13 protein-coding genes and 3 riboswitches are annotated in these 18,348 nt (G+C 66.9%); of the genes, 7 read left to right on the forward strand and 6 right to left on the reverse strand.

Features of this window, described 5'->3' with window-relative positions; translation table 11 throughout:
* Positions 1–1,209 (reverse strand): precorrin-6y C5,15-methyltransferase (decarboxylating) subunit CbiE, encoded by a 1,209-nt coding sequence (cbiE, locus tag K9U37_RS13365; protein WP_243072097.1) that lies wholly within the window; start codon positions 1,207–1,209, stop codon positions 1–3.
* Between the two features lie 22 nt (positions 1,210–1,231).
* Positions 1,232–1,395, forward strand: a riboswitch (cobalamin riboswitch).
* A gap of 41 nt (positions 1,396–1,436) precedes the next feature.
* Between cbiE and K9U37_RS13370 the strand changes: the two genes are divergently transcribed.
* The 5 genes from K9U37_RS13370 (at position 1,437) to K9U37_RS13390 (ending at position 8,512) form a co-directional block, all read left to right on the forward strand.
* On the forward strand, positions 1,437–3,428 hold the full coding sequence (locus K9U37_RS13370) for a VWA domain-containing protein (RefSeq protein WP_243072098.1): 1,992 nt from the start codon (positions 1,437–1,439) through the stop codon (positions 3,426–3,428).
* Complete coding sequence (gene cobO, locus K9U37_RS13375; RefSeq protein ID WP_243072099.1) at positions 3,428–4,042, forward strand: cob(I)yrinic acid a,c-diamide adenosyltransferase; 615 nt, start codon at positions 3,428–3,430, stop codon at positions 4,040–4,042. Before K9U37_RS13370 ends, cobO begins: the two co-directional genes overlap by 1 nt.
* Positions 4,036–6,504 carry a bifunctional hydrogenobyrinic acid a,c-diamide synthase/histidinol phosphate aminotransferase CobBC gene (gene cobBC, locus K9U37_RS13380; protein WP_243072100.1) on the forward strand — a complete coding sequence of 823 codons (2,469 nt, stop codon included), beginning with the start codon at positions 4,036–4,038 and terminating at the stop codon, positions 6,502–6,504. The genes cobO and cobBC overlap by 7 nt, the downstream gene beginning before the upstream one ends.
* Positions 6,488–6,640, forward strand: a riboswitch (adenosylcobalamin (AdoCbl) riboswitch). Its footprint overlaps the gene before it by 17 nt.
* Before the next feature lies 1 nt (position 6,641).
* Complete coding sequence (gene cobT, locus K9U37_RS13385; protein WP_243072101.1) at positions 6,642–7,730, forward strand: nicotinate-nucleotide--dimethylbenzimidazole phosphoribosyltransferase; 1,089 nt, start codon at positions 6,642–6,644, stop codon at positions 7,728–7,730.
* Positions 7,727–8,512, forward strand: coding sequence for an adenosylcobinamide-GDP ribazoletransferase (locus K9U37_RS13390; RefSeq protein WP_243072102.1), 786 nt, complete (start codon positions 7,727–7,729; stop codon positions 8,510–8,512). Before cobT ends, K9U37_RS13390 begins: the two co-directional genes overlap by 4 nt.
* A gap of 23 nt (positions 8,513–8,535) precedes the next feature.
* On the opposite strand, the gene K9U37_RS13395 is transcribed toward K9U37_RS13390, so the two are convergent.
* Positions 8,536–9,060, reverse strand: a complete 525-nt coding sequence (locus K9U37_RS13395; RefSeq protein ID WP_243072103.1) for a bifunctional adenosylcobinamide kinase/adenosylcobinamide-phosphate guanylyltransferase — start codon at positions 9,058–9,060, stop codon at positions 8,536–8,538.
* Positions 9,061–9,095: 35 nt separating this feature from the next.
* Here K9U37_RS13395 and K9U37_RS13400 point away from each other — a divergent pair, with 35 nt between their 5' ends.
* The gene (locus tag K9U37_RS13400; protein ID WP_308197376.1) at positions 9,096–10,022 is read left to right on the forward strand and encodes a cobalamin biosynthesis protein CobD/CbiB; all 927 of its coding nucleotides are present in this window, start codon (positions 9,096–9,098) and stop codon (positions 10,020–10,022) included.
* On the opposite strand, the gene K9U37_RS13405 is transcribed toward K9U37_RS13400, so the two are convergent.
* Genes K9U37_RS13405 through cobN form a run of 4 tightly spaced genes read right to left on the reverse strand, consistent with a single transcriptional unit; the run spans position 9,979 to position 16,655 of the window.
* On the reverse strand, positions 9,979–10,764 hold the full coding sequence (locus tag K9U37_RS13405) for a cobalt-precorrin-6A reductase (protein WP_243072105.1): 786 nt from the start codon (positions 10,762–10,764) through the stop codon (positions 9,979–9,981). The two genes, K9U37_RS13400 and K9U37_RS13405, sit on opposite strands and share 44 nt — an antisense overlap.
* The gene (locus K9U37_RS13410; RefSeq protein ID WP_243072106.1) at positions 10,764–12,278 is read right to left on the reverse strand and encodes a cobyric acid synthase; all 1,515 of its coding nucleotides are present in this window, start codon (positions 12,276–12,278) and stop codon (positions 10,764–10,766) included. The genes K9U37_RS13405 and K9U37_RS13410 overlap by 1 nt, the downstream gene beginning before the upstream one ends.
* The gene (gene cobF, locus K9U37_RS13415; protein WP_243072107.1) at positions 12,278–13,042 is read right to left on the reverse strand and encodes a precorrin-6A synthase (deacetylating); all 765 of its coding nucleotides are present in this window, start codon (positions 13,040–13,042) and stop codon (positions 12,278–12,280) included. The genes K9U37_RS13410 and cobF overlap by 1 nt, the downstream gene beginning before the upstream one ends.
* A 1-nt stretch (position 13,043) precedes the next feature.
* Positions 13,044–16,655, reverse strand: coding sequence for a cobaltochelatase subunit CobN (gene cobN / locus K9U37_RS13420; RefSeq protein ID WP_243072108.1), 3,612 nt, complete (start codon positions 16,653–16,655; stop codon positions 13,044–13,046).
* Between the two features lie 31 nt (positions 16,656–16,686).
* Positions 16,687–16,823, reverse strand: a riboswitch (cobalamin riboswitch).
* 407 nt (positions 16,824–17,230) lie between these two features.
* Here cobN and K9U37_RS13425 point away from each other — a divergent pair.
* Complete coding sequence (locus K9U37_RS13425; protein WP_243073369.1) at positions 17,231–18,328, forward strand: nicotinate-nucleotide--dimethylbenzimidazole phosphoribosyltransferase; 1,098 nt, start codon at positions 17,231–17,233, stop codon at positions 18,326–18,328.
* The last annotated feature ends 20 nt before the right edge of the window (positions 18,329–18,348 follow it).

An 18,348-nucleotide genomic window follows, 5' to 3' on the forward strand; every position in this document is an offset into this window, starting at 1 on the left:
TCAGAGCCGGGTGAACGCCCACTGCGTGACGGCCCGCGCCGGCGTCCACCCGGTGAACGAGCCCACCGGTGCGGCACGCTCGATGTGGATCCGGGTGAGCTCCCCGCCACGGTCCCGATAGGCCTGTCCGAGCAGGACCTCAGTCTCTACCGTCACTCCGTGCACGACGAGCCGCCCACCGGGCCGCAACGCCTGCAGGCAAGCGTCGAGTACCCCCGCACGGGTGCCGCCGCCACCGATGAACACGGCGTCGGGGGCCGGCAGGCCGTTCAGAGCCTCAGGTGCGCTGCCGTGGACGATCTCCACGCCCGGAACGCCGAGAGTTCTTGCATTGCAGCCGATTCGAGCGGCGCGGACACCGTCCGCCTCGACAGCCACCGCGCGACACGTCGGATGTGCGCGCATCCACTCGATTCCGACGGAGCCCGCGCCCGCTCCCACATCCCAGAGGAGCTGGCCAGGCGCGGGCATCAAGCGGGCCAGCGCCGCCGCTCGCAGATCCCGCTTCGTGAGCTGGCCATCGTGTTCAAACATGTCGTCAGGCAATCCGGTGGCCCAGCCAGTCCCCAATGGCCCGAGCAGTTCCACCGCGACCACATTCAATCGGGGCACCACCCCGGCGAACTCACCTGCTGTCGTCTCCAACCGCGTTTCCGAAGGGCTGCCGAGGTTGCCCAGCACCACCATCCGGCTCGACCCGTAACCGCGAGGAACCAACAGATCGGCGACTTCGGCCGGCCTTTGTTCGTCAGCGGACAGCACCAGGACCCGACGACCCGGCGCCAACTCTCGCAGCACCGTATGCGTATCGCGTCCAACGACGCTGACCACTGCGGTCGACTCCGCCGACCAGCCCATCCGCGCGCGGGCCAATGCCACCGAGGACACGTGCGGAGTCACCCTGACCCGGCCCGCGCCGAGCAGGTCGATCAGCATGCTGCCGATCCCGCTGACCATGGGATCGCCGGAGGCCACCGCGACCAGTCGGCGGCCGCGGTGAGCTGCCAGCAAGGCAGGCACTTGGGTGCGAAGCGGGGTGGGCCACACGACTCGCTGTTGGTCTGCCACCTCGGGAAGCAGGCCGAGCTGCCGTGGGGCCCCCAGGATGACTTCGGCGGCGCAGATAGCCGACTGGGCACCTTCTGGCAGCCCGGCCCAGCCGTCCGCCCCGATACCTACCACGGTGAGACGCACATCGGGGACCAGCACGGCGGCGATGCTAGCGTGACAGACGCGAGGTGCCCCGTGTGCCCCCGTGTCGGAAACGGCGCGGAAGCCGCTCGGGGAGAATCTGGGAAGTCCGGTGAGAGTCCGGCACAGGCCCGCTGCGGTGATCCAAGCCGCTCCTGCTGGCACGGGAGCCGGACTCGGTCAGTCCGAAGACCGGCCTCGCGCGCACCCGTCCCGGGTCACCATGATGAGCGGAGCCTCCCCTAATGCAGTTGTACCCCTTCACTGCCGTTCTCGGCGCTAATCCCGACGCCGCCGACGGGCTCGACGATATGGCCCTGGCGTTGGTGCTCAATGTGATCGCCCCCAGCATCGGCGGTGTGCTGGTGCGCGGCGAGAAAGGCACCGCCAAGTCAACTCTAGTGCGAGCGTTGACCCAAATACTGCCGCCCATCAATGTGATTGCCGGTGACCGTTTCTCCACCGATCCAGCTGAGCCGCAGCCGCTCTCGCCGGACGGCCCATTCGAGGCGGATGTCGCTGTCGAAACTCGTGCGGTGCGGCTCGTTGAATTACCGGTCGGCGCCACCGAGGATCGGGTCGCCGGCTCCATCCACCTCGAACGGGCTCTCGCCGAGGGGGCCGTGCACTTCGAGCCCGGACTGTTGGCCAAAGCGCACCGCGGCATCCTCTATGTCGACGAGGTCAACCTGCTGCACGATCACCTGGTCGATCTTCTGCTTGATGCCGCCGCCATGGGCCAACTTACTGTCGAGCGGGACGGCATCTCCGTCACGCACGCGGCCAAGTTCGTGATTGTCGGCACGATGAATCCTGAAGAGGGTGAACTGCGGCCGCAACTGCTGGACCGCTTCGGTCTCACCGTGGAGGTCGCTGCGCCGCGGGAACCTGCCCAGCGGGCCGAGGTGGTGCGGCGGCGGCTGCTCTTTGACGCCGACCCCGAAGGTTTCCGCGGTCACTATGCCGAGGCCGAACAGCGGCTGCGCAGCCGTATCGAAGAGTCGCAGAGCCGAATGGCCTCCGTCGAGGTCACGTCGGAGGTGTTGCACACAGTCGCCGAGGTGTGTTCAGCTTTCGGAGTCGACGGTATGCGCGGCGACATCGTCACCGCCCGAACCGCTGCCGCTCACGCGGCATGGCAGGGTCGCGAGGCCATCACCGCCGACGACCTCCGGGTGGCTGCCCGTCTGGCGCTGCCCCATCGACGCCGACGCAACCCGTTCGATGCACCGGGTCTGAGCGACAGCGAGCTCGATGAATTGCTGCCGCCCAACACTGGCCACACCGACCCCGAACCGGACCCGAACCCGGATGGCCCTGGGGGCGGGGACGGCACTTCCGCCGAGCAGGGTGAGGCGCCGTCCTCTGATCCTGGCCCGAGCGGCAGTGAATCCGTGGCACATCAACCGGCACCCGTCGGTGCCGGTGAGCCATACAAGGCCAGGCTCTTCACCGTCGACGGTCTCGGCGCTGGCCAGGCCGGGCGCCGCAGCCGCGCGCGAACCACGACCGGACACCGCATCGGCGCAACACCTTCGGCCGCCGCAGCCACCGGCATCCACCTGCTCGAGACGGTTCGCACAGCGGCGCCGTTCCAGTCGGCTCGTGGGCGCACCCGCGGACGGCTCATCCTGCAGGCGAGTGACCTGCGCCGAGCGGTACGCGAGGGACGCGAGGCAAATCTCATCCTGTTCGTCGTCGACACCTCCGGCTCGATGGCAGCTCGGCAGCGAATGCAGCAGGTCAAGACGGCGATCCTGTCACTGTTGCTCGACGCCTACCGCCGGCGGGACCGGGTTGGTCTGGTGACGTTCCGAGACAGTGGCGCCGAAGTCGCGTTGCCCCCGACCCGCTCGGTCGACATCGCCGCCCGGCGACTCGATGACCTGCCTGCGGGAGGTCGCACTCCCCTGGCAGAGGGGCTGCTGGCGACCGCCGAGGTAGTCCGCCGCGAACACCTCAAAGACCCAGGCCACCGACCTTTGCTGGTGGTGGTCACCGACGGCCGAGCCACCGCTGGCGCTGATGCTGTCGGTCGATCGCGACAGGCAGCGAATTATCTTGCTGCTCAAGGCATCAGCTGCGTCGTCGTCGACTGCGAGAGCGGGCGGATGCGGATGGGGTTGGCACGCAGCCTCGCCGAGCATATGGCAGCCAATCACGTTTGGCTGGCTGACGTGAACGCCCAAGCGCTCACCGACATCGTCCGTGACGCCACGAGAGAAGGAGCCGCCTGATGCCTCAGGGACAACCGTTGACGATTCCAGACGACCTGCTCACCACGCGCCAGCGCCGTAACCGACCGCTGCTGATCGTGCACACCGGCGACGGCAAAGGAAAGTCCACCGCCGCGTTCGGTCTCGCGATGCGCGGCTGGAACCAAGGCTTTCGCATCGGTGTGTTCCAGTTCGTCAAATCCGCGAAGTGGCGCATCGGCGAGCAGACCGTGCTGGAACGCCTCGGTGCCCTCCATGCCGACACCGGCGAAGGCGGACCAGTCGAATGGCACAAGATGGGTGCGGGCTGGTCGTGGAGCCGCAAGGAAGGGAGCGAGTCTGACCACGCCGCCGCTGCCGCAGAAGGCTGGCTGGAGATCAAGCGCAGGATTTCCGAAGAAAGCCACGATCTCTATGTCCTGGACGAATTCACCTATCCCCTGAATTGGGGCTGGATCGACGTCGACGATGTGGTTGACACCCTGGCGAACCGCCCCGGCCGCCAACACGTCGTCGTCACCGGTCGCAGGGTCGATCCGAAACTGGCCGAAATCGCTGATCTTGTCACCGAGATGGGCAACGTCAAGCATCCGATGGACGCAGGCCAGAAGGGCCAGCGGGGAATCGAATGGTAGCCACCCCGCTCCCGCGCCTGGTCATCGCGGCACCAGCGTCCGGGCACGGCAAGACCACTGTCGCAACCGGTCTCATGGCCGCCCTGGTCGCCCGAGGGCTTGCGGTATCCGGTCACAAGGTCGGCCCCGATTACATCGACCCCGGGTATCACGCGATGGCCACCGGACGACCCGGCCGCAACCTTGACCCGTTCATGGTCGGCGAACAGCGGATCGTCCCGCTGTTGCTGCACGGCGCCGCAGCCGCCGACATCGCCGTCATCGAAGGAGTCATGGGGCTTTTCGACGGCCGCCTGGGCACACCCGGCGAGTCATCCACCGCCCACGTGGCGGCCCTCACCGCCTCACCCGTCGTCCTCGTCGTCGACATCTCACACGCCTCCCGGACGCACGCCGCGACCGTCGCCGGACTCGCCGCCTTCGACCCGACCGTGCACATCACCGGGGTCATCCTGAACAAGTCCCGATCAGCACGGCACGCCGAGGAAGTTCGCAGCGCCCTAAACAGTATCGGCATTGCCGTTCTGGGCGTCCTTCCCCGCGACGCCGGTGTCGACATGCCGTCACGCCATCTCGGCCTGGTGCCCGCCGCAGAACGGGCCGAATCCGCGGCGACGCTGGCCCGATTAGCCCAGATCATCGAAGACCACGTCGATCTCGACGCCGTACTCGACATCGGCAGTCGCGCGACGCCTCTCGAGGGAGCAGCATGGGCCGCAGCCGCCGAGATCACCGCGCCCTCGCAGGGCCGCCCGGTGGTGGCGATCGCCGGTGGCCTGGCTTTCACCTTCCGCTACGCCGAAACCGAGGAACTGCTGCGCGCCGCGGGCTGCGACGTCGTCGATTTCGATCCGCTGACTGACACCGTTCTGCCACAGGGCACGACGGGAATCTATCTCGGCGGTGGATTCCCCGAAGTCCACGCCGCCGAGCTGGCGAGCAATACCTCGTTGATCAGAGACCTGCGAGCCGCAATCGAGTCAGGCGTACCCACGGTCGCCGAATGCGCGGGTCTGACCTATCTATGCCAGACCCTCGACGAGACACCCGCCGTAGGAGTGGTTTCCGCCCGGGCCGCGATGACACCCCGGCTGACCCTGGGCTATCGCACCGCTACTGCACCGGTTGACTCAGTACTGGCCAAACGAGGCGAACAGGTCACCGGACACGAGTTCCACCGAACCCTCGTCACACCGACTTCTGGCGAGTCCTCAACCGGTAGCGATGATTTCGCTGCAGCATGGGATCTCGCCTCGGGACCCGACGGATTCGCCAGCCGCACCCTGCACGCGTCCTACCTGCATGTCCACTGGGCGGGCCACCCACAACTGGCCCAACGCTTCGCAGACGCCGTACACCACCGAGCGGTGTCGACAAGCTGTCCCGCGACGCGCGACATGCTGCGCCATCACGGGGACTCCGAGACCGGGTCGAGCCTGCTCGACTTCGCCGTCAATGTGTACGCGGGACCAAGGCCCACCTGGCTCGACGCAGCGCTCCACCGTGCGGTCGACGACGCAGCCGCTTACCCCGATGCCACCGAAGCCCGGGCCGTACTGGCTACCCTTCACGGCCGCCCGGCAAACGAGGTGTTACCGACCGCAGGGGCATCGGAGGCATTCTCTCTCGTCGCGAGCCTTCGCCGATGGCGCCGCCCCGCGGTCATCCACCCCCAGTTCACCGAACCGCATGCGGCGTTGCTGGATGCCGGACACACCGTCTTCACGGTGTTGTGTCATCCCGAAGACGGCTTCCTACTCCATCCCGATGCAGTGCCCGAGGACGCCGACCTCGTCATCGTGGGCAATCCCACCAACCCGACCGGAGTTCTGCACCCGGCCAACACAATTCGCCAACTTCTACGCCCCGGCAGAGTCGTCCTCGTCGACGAAGCCTTCCTGGACGCGATACCCGGACAACCAGAAACACTGGCGGGCGACCGGTCCGCGGGGTTACTGGTGACCCGAAGCCTCACCAAGCACTGGTCAATACCCGGCGTCCGGGCCGGCTACCTGCTAGGCGATCCCACGCTGATCGCCGACGCTGCACGCCATCAAGTTCCCTGGTCGGTCTCTACGTCGGCCATCGCCGCCATGCTGTCATGTTCCGATGACCGCGCTTGCGTCGAAAGCCGAAGACGTGCAACCGAATTAGCGCAGTGGCGCACGAACCTCACCGAGGGTCTCGCAAGCCGCGGCATCCCCGTTGTGACCGGCAGGGCGCCCTTTGTCCTGGCCCGCGTCGGAGCAGGAGTACACGGTTCCCTGCGCAATAAGGGGATCGCTGTCCGGCGCGCCGACACGTTTCCCGGCCTTGGCGATGCGTGGGTGCGAATCGCCGCGCGCAACGCAGCGACCGCGGAACAGTTGTTCGCAGCCTTGGATGACGTTCTCGGAGTGTCCTCGCGCGCACCCACCACGTTGCCTTTACTGGCCCCGCAATCCGTCGATACCCTAAGCTGAATCAGGCCTCAGGAAGCCGGTGTGAATCCGGAACAGTCGCGCTACTGTGACACCCCGGTGCCGGGGTGAAGTCAGACCCTCAGGCTGTTCATCAATCCTTTGATTCAGGGACGCAGCCCTTCCCTGCAGGAGAATCCATGGCAACGTTTCACTCCATCCCCGCAGTCGATAAGAGTGCTTTGTGGGCCCCCATCGCACCCCCGTCGCCGACGGTCAACGCCGCAGCGGCCGAGCGACTGGCCAACTTGGCCACCCCGCCTGGCGCGCTGGGCAACTTGGGTAATGTCGCGGTGTGGATCGCCACGACACAGCAACGGGTGCCGCCTCGTCAGCTCGACAATGTGCGGCTGGTCATTTTCGCCGGTGACCATGGCGTCGCCGCCCACGGCGTGTCAGCCTTTCCGTCGGCGATTACCGCGGCCACAGTGCGGGCCGCCATCAGCGGACAGCTCGGGGTGAGTGCGCTCGCCGCCGCCTATGGCGTTGCCGTTCGTGTACTGGATCTCGGGGTAGATGACGACTTCGACGATCTGCCTGCGAAGGCTCGTACTGCTTTGCAGGCATACAAGATTCGCCGTTGCAGCGGAGCCATTCATCTCGACGATGCGCTGACCGAACACGAAGCGCACACGGCGCTGGCCGCCGGAGCGACCGTGGCGCGCCAGGAAATCGAGGCCGGCGCGCAGTTACTGATCAGCGGTGACCTCGGCATCGGAAACACCACTAGCGCGGCAGCTCTAGTGGCCGCCGCGCTAGGGTTACCCGCGAGCGAGGTGGTAGGTCGTGGAAGTGGCATCAACGATGCCGCGCTGCAACACAAGACAACTGTCATCGACGCAGCGCTAACGCGCGTCGGTGACCGCACCGCCGATCCGATCGAGACTCTGGCTGCGCTCGGCAGCGCCGATCTGGCCGCATCGACCGGATACCTTCTCACCGCCGCCCGACTCGGGGTCCCGGCCCTGCTGGACGGTCTGATGGCAGTGGCATGCGCGCTAACAGCCGATCGCATCGCCCCTGGCGCAGCAGCGTGGTATGCCGCGGGTCACCGTTCCACCGAACCGGCGCAGAGCCTGGCCCTCGACAAGCTTGGTTTAACGCCGATCCTGGACCTCAACATGCGCCTCGGCGAAGGTTCGGGCGCCGTCGCCGCGGTACCCGTATTGCGCGGCGCCGTCGCTGTTCTCGCCCACACGGCGCTGCTCAGCGACCTTATGCCGGGGTGACGCCAATCGTCCCCACAGCATCCGACCTGCGGGACAGCTGGCGGCTTGCCGTCGGCACTCTCACCGTTGTCCCCGTAGCACCGCCGCTGCGGGGGGACCACAACACGACCCGCACCGCGATGCTCATCGCGCCCATCGCCGCCGTACCGCTCGGCGTGGCGGTGACCGTACTCGCAATTGCCGGACATGCGCTCGCCCTGCCCGCGCTCGTCACCGGGTTGCTCGCGGTCGGTGCCTTGGCGCTGGGCAGCAGATGCCTTCACCTTGACGGGCGGTCAGACACAGAGGACGGTCTGACCGCCTCCTACGACCGCGCACGCAGCCTTCAGGTCATGACGGGCGGCACCGCTGGGCCTGCCGGTGCAGTTGCACTCATCGTGGTCATCGGTCTGCAAACGGCCGCCGTGGCTGCACTCGCGGCCACGCCGGGCGGTGCGATCCTTGCCGGGCTTGCCGTGATCGTGTCTCGCAGCGCGTTGGCTGTGTGTTGCACCCGTGGCATGCCGCCGGCTCGGCATCACGGGCTCGGCGCTGCGTACGCCGGCACCGTGCCATGGTTTGGCACCGCACTCGTGCGGCTATTCGCCCCGGGCGCCCTCACCGCAGCATGCCGCTTCGCGCACGTCGCGTGGTGGCGCGGCACGCTCGCCGCGGCGATCGCCCTAGTCGTCCTGGCGCTGCTGCTGCGACGCACTCACCGACGTCTAGGAGGGGTCACCGGGGACATTTTCGGTGCTGCCGTCGAGCTGACATTGACCGCACTGCTGGTAGACCTCTCATGAATAGCTCGTTCCCACAGCTTATTTCACAGCTTCAGAACGCGACCGGCGATCACCAGGTGCACCTCGTCGCAGACAGCAGCGACCCGCTGATTCACCGTTCCGAGCAAGTCGCGAAACATCACTCCCGAGCGGTGCGATGGGACGACACCGAGACCGACCTCATTGGTCACCACCACGGCCACCGGCCGATCGGCAAGAGCGTGACACAGGGAGTCGATGCGCAGCGACATCGCTGCGTACGCCTCCTCTGTCGTGGCCTCCCACAGCTGACCGGTATCCATCGCTGCAGTAAGCCAGGTTCGGAGGCAATCGATAAGCACCGATCCCGACGCTGCCCGGCAGGCATCATCGAGGGCAGCGGTCTCCACGGTGACCCAATGCGCAGGACGGCGTGATCGATGACGCGCCACGCGAGCATCCCACTCGGGATCCTGACCGTCAGCGGGTCGCCCCGGTGCGAGGTAGGAGATCACTGCGGCATCGTCGAACAACCCTTCGGTGTGCTTCGACTTGCCGGAACGAACGCCCCCCGTGACCATGATCCGCACCTTGACATCTTAAGGAGTCCCGAACTATGAACCCGATGGTTCCCCGGGCGGGCGGACTGCTACTGGGCCATATCGCCGACCGCCTGTTCGGTGACCCTCGCCGATGGCATCCCGTCGCCGGGTTCGGCAGGACGGCCTTGCTGCTCGAGAGGCAGATGTACGCCGACAGCCGCGCTTGCGGAGCGGCGTACGTCCTCGCCCTCGTCGGCGGGGCCACGGCCGGCGCCACCGCCGCCGAGCGTTTCGCGCGTCACCCGTTGGCTCGCCTACTGCTCACTGCGGCGGTCACGTGGGCGGTGCTCGGCGGGCGCTCCCTGGAACGCGAAGCAGCCGCCGTCCACCGCCTCCTGGCTGCGGGCGATCTCGACGATGCCAGGCGGCGACTACGGAACCTCGTCGGCCGCGACACCACCGCCTTGACCCCAGACGAAATCGCCCGCGCGGTCATCGAGTCAGTCGCTGAGAACACCAGCGACGCCGTCGTCTCCTCCTACCTGTGGGGCGCCATCGCAGGTGTCCCTGGACTGGTTGCGCACCGCACCGCCAACACCCTCGACGCCATGATCGGCCACCACAACGCGAGGTACGAGCGATTTGGTTGGGCTGCAGCTCGTTTCGACGATGTCATGGGCCTACCCGGTGCTCGGTTGAGCGGAATGCTCACCGTTGCCGTCGGACCGGATCGGCGGGCGACGATCACTGCGTGGCGGCATGACGCTCGGCATCATCCGAGTCCCAACGCCGGGGTGATCGAGGCCAGCTTTGCCGGCGCTCTCGGGCTTGAGCTGGGCGGGACCAACACGTACTACGGCAACAGAATCGAGGATCGCGCGCTGATGGGCCAGGGCCGCGGCCCCGTGCCCGACGACATAATCCAGACCACTAGCCTTGCCCGCCGCGTCACCTGGGGCGCCGTGTTTACTGCCGCCTCCGTGTGTCTACTGCGCGGCCGGGGGCGCTGACCGCGGCAGCGCGCACCCAGGCCAGCGCGAGCTCCACATCGGAGACCACGGGCACGTCGGCCCGACCTTTCGGGCGGCGCACGATGACCACCGGTATCCCGTTCTGCTCTGCGGCGAGCATTTTCGGCCAGGTGTGTTGCCCACCAGAATCTTTGGTAACAAGGACATCTGCCCGATGTTCGGCGAAGAGGTTCAGCTCACCGTCGAGGGTGTACGGGCCGCGGCTGGTCAGCACCTGCCAGCTCGCGGGCAGCTCGGTTTCCGGCTGGTCCACCACCCGGGCGAGCACCGAATGTGTGGTCAGGGCCGGGACGAAATGCGCGAGCTGTTGTCGACCGACGGTGAGCAGCGGGCGTTGTCCGAGCTGGCTCGTTGCCAGGGCGGCTTGCTGGTGCGTATCCACCCAATGCCACCAGGGTCGCGATCGATCGGACCAGCCCGGCCGTTGCAACCGCAACAACGGACGGCCCATCTGCTCAGTGGTGCAGGCGGCGACGGCGTTCGCCGAGATCGTCGCTGCGAATGGATGTGTCGCGTCGACCACCACGTCGAAGTCGTTGAGCGCGGACCGCAACCCCTCGACGCCCCCGAATCCCCCGATCCGCACCGGGCCCACCGGAAGCTGCGGATCCGCGACGCGACCCGCCAGGGAACACGTCACGTCGACGCCGTCGGCGACGAGGCGGGCAGCCAATGCCCTTGCCTCGGCAGTACCGCCGAGCAGGAGCACCCGGATCGGCATCAGGGGGCTCCGGGTGCAAGGAAGGGCAACTCCGCCGGGCTTCCCTCGCCCACGAGGGATAGCAGCGCATCGACATCGACATGCTCCTCGATGAGCTGACCGAGAAGATCGAGCCGGCGTTCGCGAGCGGCGGGGAAGCTCACCCCGGAGACGGGCACACCGAGAGTCTCGCGAAGGAAGGCCCCACGGAGCTGGTCTCCCTCCAGGGCGCCATGCCACATGGTGCCGAAGACCTGCCCGGCCCGCGCACCGCCGAGGAAGTCTTCCGCGCCGGCCCCGCACGCGATACGCCCATGGTGGATCTCGTATCCCGACGCCGGAACGCCAAGCCCGGTACCGTGCGGCAGTCGCAACACCTTCGACGCCGCGAAGGTGGTTTCGACATCGAGCAGCCCCAGCCCTTCGACCTCGGCGACGGCCCCCTCGACTCCGACCGGATCGCGGATGACCCGACCCAGCATCTGGAAGCCGCCGCAGATGCCGAGCACGGGTTTACCAGCGGCGACGTGCGCTGCCACCGCACGATCAAGTCCCCGCGACCGCAGCCACGCGAGGTCGGCGATCGTGGCGCGGGTACCCGGCAGCACCACCAGATCGGCGTCCCCGAGCCCGCGCGGGTCCGAGACGAACACCACGTCCAGGTCGGGTTCGAGACCGAGCGCATCCACGTCGGTGAAATTGCTGATCCGCGGCAGCCGCAGGACTGCGACCCGTCGAACCCTGTCGCCCGCCGACCGTCGAGCCGCCAAATGCAGGGCATCTTCGGAGTCCAGCCAGAGATCGGGATGCCATGGCAAGGTGCCGTAAACCCGCCGGCCGGTGAGCCGCTCAAGGTCCCGCAGACCGGGTTCCAGAAGCGCGAGATCACCCCGAAATTTGTTCACGATGAAGCCGGCCATCAGCGCCTGGTCCTCCGGTGACAGCAACGCGACGGTGCCCAGGAATGCAGCGAAGACACCGCCCCGGTCGATGTCGCCGACAGCCACCGTGGGTAGATCGGCATGCCGTGCCAGCCCGAGGTTGACGTAATCGCCTGCGCGCAAGTTGATTTCAGCCGGGCTGCCGGCTCCTTCGGCCACCACGACATCGAAACGCGAGGCGAGATCGTCGAAGGCGTCATACGCGGCCGCCGCCAGCGCACGCCGGCCTTCCAGCCAGTCCGCTGAGGACACCTCTCCCCATGGCCGGCCCATCAGCACCACGTGACTGCGGCTGTCACTGCCCGGCTTGAGTAACACCGGATTCATGGTGGCCTCAGGGGTGACCTGCGCCGCCAGTGACTGCACCCACTGCGCCCGTCCGATTTCCACGCCTTCGCAGGCGGGACCATCATCGATTCTCCGGGTCGCTTCGCTCCTGCGCACCGGAGCGCAGACCATGGAGTTGTTGGACATGTTCTGCGCTTTGAAGGGCGCCACCTTGATGCCGCGCCGCGCCAGCGCCCGGCAGAGCCCGGTGGTGACCACACTCTTGCCGGCGTCGCTCGTCGTGCCGGCGATCAGAATTCCCGCCATCAGCCCCTCCTCACCACGAAGATGTCCATCACCCAGCCGGCGTCAGCTTTGGCCGCGGCGCGCGCATCGGCGATGGCGCCCATCACGTCGCCGAGCCGGCCGGCGACGAGTTGTTCGCCCGGAGCGCCCAGATTGGCGCCCCACCAGATCGTCCAATCATCGAGCCCGGACAGGTCGAGCCGATCCGGGGGCGGGTTGAGCATGGCGACGATGTTGTCCAGCCCAGTCGCTACCGCATCCTGCAGTCGGCGGCCGGTGGTCACCGTCACCGGCCGTCCGACGTCGTGCAGGACGATGCGATGCCGCGCGGCCAGCAGTTGCGGCGCACTGATCCCCGGCAGCACGTCGAAGTCCAGCGACACCCCTAGTTGGCGCACCTTCTCGACGATCCGAATGGTCGAGTCGTACAACGAGGGGTCCCCCCAGACCAGAAACGCCGCGGTTCCACTGCGCTCGCTCATGATGGTGGCGTATTCCGCGGCCCGGGCCTTGTGCCAGTCGGCGACCGCGGCCTGGTAGCCGGCACCGGTCAGACCCGTCGAACGGTCGCGTTCGGGATCAGGCACCGAGACGATCTCGACCGGACCGTCGGGCCCGGCGTGCGCGTTCACGATGTCGCGCCGCAAGGCGAGCAGACCGTCCTCTGCGCCTTTCTCTGCGGCAAGAACATAGTCAACCGACCGCAGCGCGGCGGCCACTTCCGGCGTTACGTGCTGCGGTCCCATCCCGACACCGAGAATTAGAACCTTTAACGGCGCAGCCATGTCAGCGGTCCTCCAGATCGCCTTCGACATCAAGATAGGCCTGCCGCAGCGCCGCGAGCGTTTCGGGCGACGGGTCGGCCCACAGCCCACGGTCCGCAGCCTCTTGCAGCCGTTCGACGATCCCCTGCAGTGCCCAGGGATTCGAGGTGTCGAGAAATTCGCGGGTGGTGGGGTCGAGGACATATTCCTGCGCGAGCTTCTCGTACATCCAGTCGTGGACCACCCCGGCTGTTGCGTCGAACCCGAACAGATAGTCGACGGTCGCAGCGAGCTCGAATGCCCCTTTGTAGCCGTGTCGGCGCATCGCCGCGATCCACCGCGGATTGACCACCCGGGACCGGAAGACCCGGGCGGTCTCCTCGGACAGCGTCCGGGTGCGGACCGCGTCCGGGGTCGTCGAATCCCCCACATAGGCCTTCGGGTCGGACCCGGTCAACGCACGTACCGTCGCCACCATGCCGCCGTGATATTGAAAATAGTCGTCGCTGTCGGCGATGTCGTGCTCGCGCGTATCAATGTTCTTGGCCGCCACCTTGATTCGTCTGTAGTTGGTGCGCATGTCATCGGCAGCCGCCACCCCGTCCAAACCCCGCCCGTAGGCGAACCCGCCCCAGGCGGTGTAGACCTCGGCGAGGTCTTTGTCGTCGCGCCACGTGCCGGCCTCCACAACTTGAAGAATGCCTGCCCCGTAGGAGCCCGGTTTGGAGCCGAAAACCCGTATCGTGGCCCGACGTTCGTCGCCGTGCTCGGCCAGATCCGCGCGCGCATGCGCGGCGACGAAGTTCTGCTCGTCGGTCTCGCCCAGTTTCGCGACCATCCGGACGGCGTCGTCGAGCATTGCGACGACGTGTGGGAACGCGTCACGGAAGAACCCGGAGATACGCACCGTGACATCAATCCGCGGCCGCCCCAGTTCGTTCAAGGAGATCACCGAGAGCCGAGACACCCGCCGGGATGCCTCATCCCATTCGGGGCGCACGCCCAGCAGCGCCAGCACCTCGGCGATGTCGTCACCGGAGGTCCGCATGGCGCTGGTACCCCACACCGACAGGCCGACCGACTCTGGATAGCTGCCGGTGTCGTCGAGGTAGCGCTGGATCAGCGAATCCGCCATCGCCTGGCCGGTCTGCCACGCCAGCCGCGACGGTACCGCCCGCGGGTCGACCGTGTAGAAGTTGCGGCCGGTCGGCAGGACGTTGACCAATCCGCGCAGCGGCGAACCCGAAGGCCCAGGGCGGATGAAACCGCCTGCCAGTGCGCGCATTACCGCATCCAGCTCCTCGGCAGTACCGGCCAGCCGCGGGACTACCTCCGTGGCCGCGAACCTCAGTACCGCCTGCACGTTCGGATCGTCGTGCAAGGTGGCGATCGCCGCGACGTTCCACCCGCCGGCCTCCATCGCTTCGATCAGCGCACGGGCTCGGCCTTCGATCTCATCGACAGCCCTTGTCCCGGCGCCTTCCTTCAGCCCCAGTGCCGCACGCAGGCCGGGCACCGCCTGATCCCGGCCGCCCCATACCTGCGAGGCACGCAGGATTGCCAGTACCAGGTTGACCCGAGGCGGACCTACCGGAGCGCCGCCCAACACGTGCAGTCCATCGCGAATCTGGGCGTCCTTGATCTCACAGAGCCAGCCGTCGACGTGGAGGATGAAGTCGTCGAATTCCTCATCGTCCGGTCGGTCTTCGAGACCGAGATCGCGGTGTAGTTCCGCGGCATGCATCAGGTTCCAGATCTCACCGCGGATGGCCGGCAGCTTCGCCGGATCCATCGAGGCGATATTGCCGTACTCGTCCAAAAGTTGTTCCAGCCGCGCGATGTCGCCGTAGCTTTCCGCACGCGCCATCGGCGGGATGAGGTGGTCGACGATGGTGGCATGTGCGCGCCGTTTGGCTTGTGCGCCTTCGCCGGGATCGTTGACGAGGAACGGATAGATCAGCGGCAGGTTGCCGATGGCCGCGTCGGTGGCGCATTCCGCTGACAGCGCAGCGTTCTTGCCGGGTAACCATTCCATCGAGCCGTGCTTGCCGAGATGCACCACCGCATGCGCGCCGAAACCCTCCTCCAGCCAGCGGTACGCCGCGAGGTAATGGTGGCTCGGCGGCAAGTCGGGGTCGTGATAGATGGCGATGGGGTTCTCGCCGAAACCACGCGGCGGCTGGATCATCAGCACGATGTTGCCCGTTCGCAGTGCGGCAACGACGATTTCGCCGGCATCGTTGACGAACAACTGACCCGGCGCCGGGCCCCAGGCGTCGACCATCGAGTCGCGCAAGGCCGCGGGGAGATCGGCGGTCCACGCACCGTACTGCTCGGCGGTAATCGTCACTTGGGCATCGGTGAGCTGCGCACTGGTCAGCCACTGCTCGTCCTGCCCGCCCGCGGCGATCAGCGTGTGGATCAGCCGGTCCCCGGCTTCGGTCTCGTCCTCGATGTCCAGCACACCAAACCCGTCGCCGATGTCGTAGCCCGCCTCGGCAAGGCGTCGCAACAGCCGCACGGTCGAGACCGGAGTGTCGAGGCCAACCGCATTTCCCACCCGGGAATGCTTGGTAGGGTACGCCGACAGAACCAGTGCCAGCTTTTTATCCTTATTCGGAACATGGCGCAGCACAGCATGTTTGACCGCGATACCGGCGACTCGCGCACAGCGTTCCGGGTCGGCGACGTAGTGGGGCAGGCCGTCGGCGTCGATCTCCTTGAAGGAGAACGGCGCGGTGATGATGCGGCCGTCGAACTCCGGTATCGCGATCTGGGTGGCCGAATCCAGCGGCGTCACACCGTCGGTGCCGGCCACCCACTCCGCTCGCGAAGAAGTCAGGCACAGGCCCTGCAGCGTGGGGATGTTGAGCGCGGCGATGCGCTCGATGTCCCACGACCCGTCCTCACCGCCCGCGCTAACTCCCGACGGCTTGGAACCGCCGGCAGCGAGCACACTGACCACCAACGCATCCAACGATCCCAGGGCGTCATACACCTCCTGGGGAGCGCTGCGCAGAGATGACGCGAAGATCGGCACGCCCACCCCCGCGCCGGTGGCGTCAATCGCCTCTACCAGGGCGTGCGCGAATCCGGCGTTGCCACTGATCTCATGCGCCCGGTAGTACAGCACCCCGACGCGCACCTTGTCTCGGGCTGAATCCGACACGTCCTCCAGCGCGGCGGCCCCGCCGGGCCGCTTCCCGTATCCCCACTCCGGGATGGCGACCGGCTCATCAAATCCTTCGCCAGTGAGAAGCACTGTGTCACAGAGAAACGCATGTAACTGAGCCAGATTCACCGGGCCACCCTCAACGAGGTAGGCGTGCGCCTGCGCCGCGACGCCAATGGGCAGCGTGGAGCACTCCATCAGCTCCGCGCTCGGTTGCCGCTCACCACCGAGCACCACAAGCGGCAGCCTACTGGCACGGAGCTCGTTGAGCTGCGGCTCGATCTCCGCCGATGACCCGAGGACACGGAGCACAACGATGTCGGAGCCGGATATCACCGGGCTGAGGTCCTGGCGCACCGGGTTGCCAAGGTTGAAGGCGGCCCTGCTAGCACGAGCAGAGAGCAGGTCGGTATCCGACGTGGATAGCAACGCGATACGACGCGCTTGAGACGCACTGGTCATCCTGGGCCTCCTACTAGGGGTTCTCGCCCCTCGATTCGGATGTCCCGTGGCCAGTATCTGGCTAGAGGTAGCGATCACTTGGTGTGGCGCGACCCTCACAGTGGCGGAACCGCCCCGGGTTTACACCGGGTTCCTACGCCACGAGACCTACCCCGCCATCGTAGAGCAGTCGCAACATCGGCATATCTGCAAGGTTTCCAGCCGCGCCCGCTGTGATCAGCGGCGACACCCATCGGCGGGTCAAGCTGGCATACTTCGATAAGTCGCCGTTCAATCGCGCCGCGCTTGATGACCGCACTGACGGTGTGGCAGCCGCGCGTGCCTTCAACGGATTTCCCGCACCCCGAGGGTCTCTAGGAGCGCCCCGGCACGGGTGCGGCTGCGCTAACCTCTGCGAGGGTAGGCCCTCGACGTTGGGCTCATCATCTATCCATAGCGTCGGGGATCCATCTTTCCTTACAGGAGATCGCGATGACATGCGCCTTTTCTCACCGCTCATATCTCGCATCTACGCCGTTCGCGCGCCGATTCGGCGCCTATGCGCTGCCCCTGAATCTGCGTACAGCAGGGGCGCGATGAGCTACACCAAGCCACCATCGTTCGACGTAACTGCGCTGCGTGTACCGATCGACCCGCCCAGCGTAGAAGTCGCCGCCGCGGCCGCCGAACGGCTGGTCGACCACTCGGTCGTCATGCCGCCGGGCGCGGCTGCCGCCACACTGGGTGACCTCGCGGTCTGGCTCGCCGCGACGCAGAACCAGGTCCTGCCCCGACAGCTCATCAACGTACGGCTGGTCATCTTCGCCGGAGATCACGGCGTCACCGGCGGCGGCGAGTCAGAATCCCTCTCGGAACCCACTGGGGAAAAGGTCCGCGCGGCACTCGCGGAACTGCGTGGCGTCAATTCTCTGGCAGCCGCGCACGGCGTGACGGTTCGAGTGCTAGATCTCGCCGTAGACGACGATTTCGACGACCTGGCGGAGGAATCCCGGGCCGCGTTGCAGGCGTACAAAGTTCGCCGCCGCAGCGGTGCCATCGACGTCGAGGACGCGCTTTCTCAGTGTGAAGTTCACACAGCCCTGGCTGCTGGCGCCGCAGTGGCACATGAGGAGATTGCCGCCGGTGCCCAGCTACTAATCAGCGGCGAACTCGGCGGCGAAAACCTCACCTCCGCAGCCGCATCGGTGGCCGCCACACTCGGGTTGCCCGCAAGCTCCGTCGTTGGCCGCGGAGGCGGCATCGACGACTCCGCGCTGCAACGCACGACTGCCGTGATTGCGTCTGCGCTATCCCGTGCCGGTGACCGGGTAGGAGACCCGATGACTGCCCTTGCTGCCCTTGGCAGCGCCGATCTGGCCGCCTCCACCGGGTATCTTCTCACTGCGGCCCGCTGCGGCATCCCGGCGCTAATCGGCGGGTTGCCAGCGACCGCCAGTGCGCTCATCGCCGATGCTATCGCCGCCGGGGCGGCCGCATGGTTTACCGCCGGTCACCGTTCCGCCAATGATCCGGCGCAAGCGTTGGCATTGACCCAGCTTGGGCTGACTCCCCTCATCAACCGCACGCTCCCGTTCGGCGAAGGGTCTGGCGCAGTGGCTGCGGTGCCACTGCTACGTAGCGCTGCTGCAATGCTCATCCAGACCGCACTACCCAGTGATCTCACGCTCGACTGACCTGGAGCCGACTCGTCAGC

This window comes from Candidatus Mycolicibacterium alkanivorans, from assembly GCF_022760805.1.
In the GTDB taxonomy this organism is placed as follows: Bacteria; Actinomycetota; Actinomycetes; order Mycobacteriales; family Mycobacteriaceae; genus Mycobacterium; species Mycobacterium alkanivorans.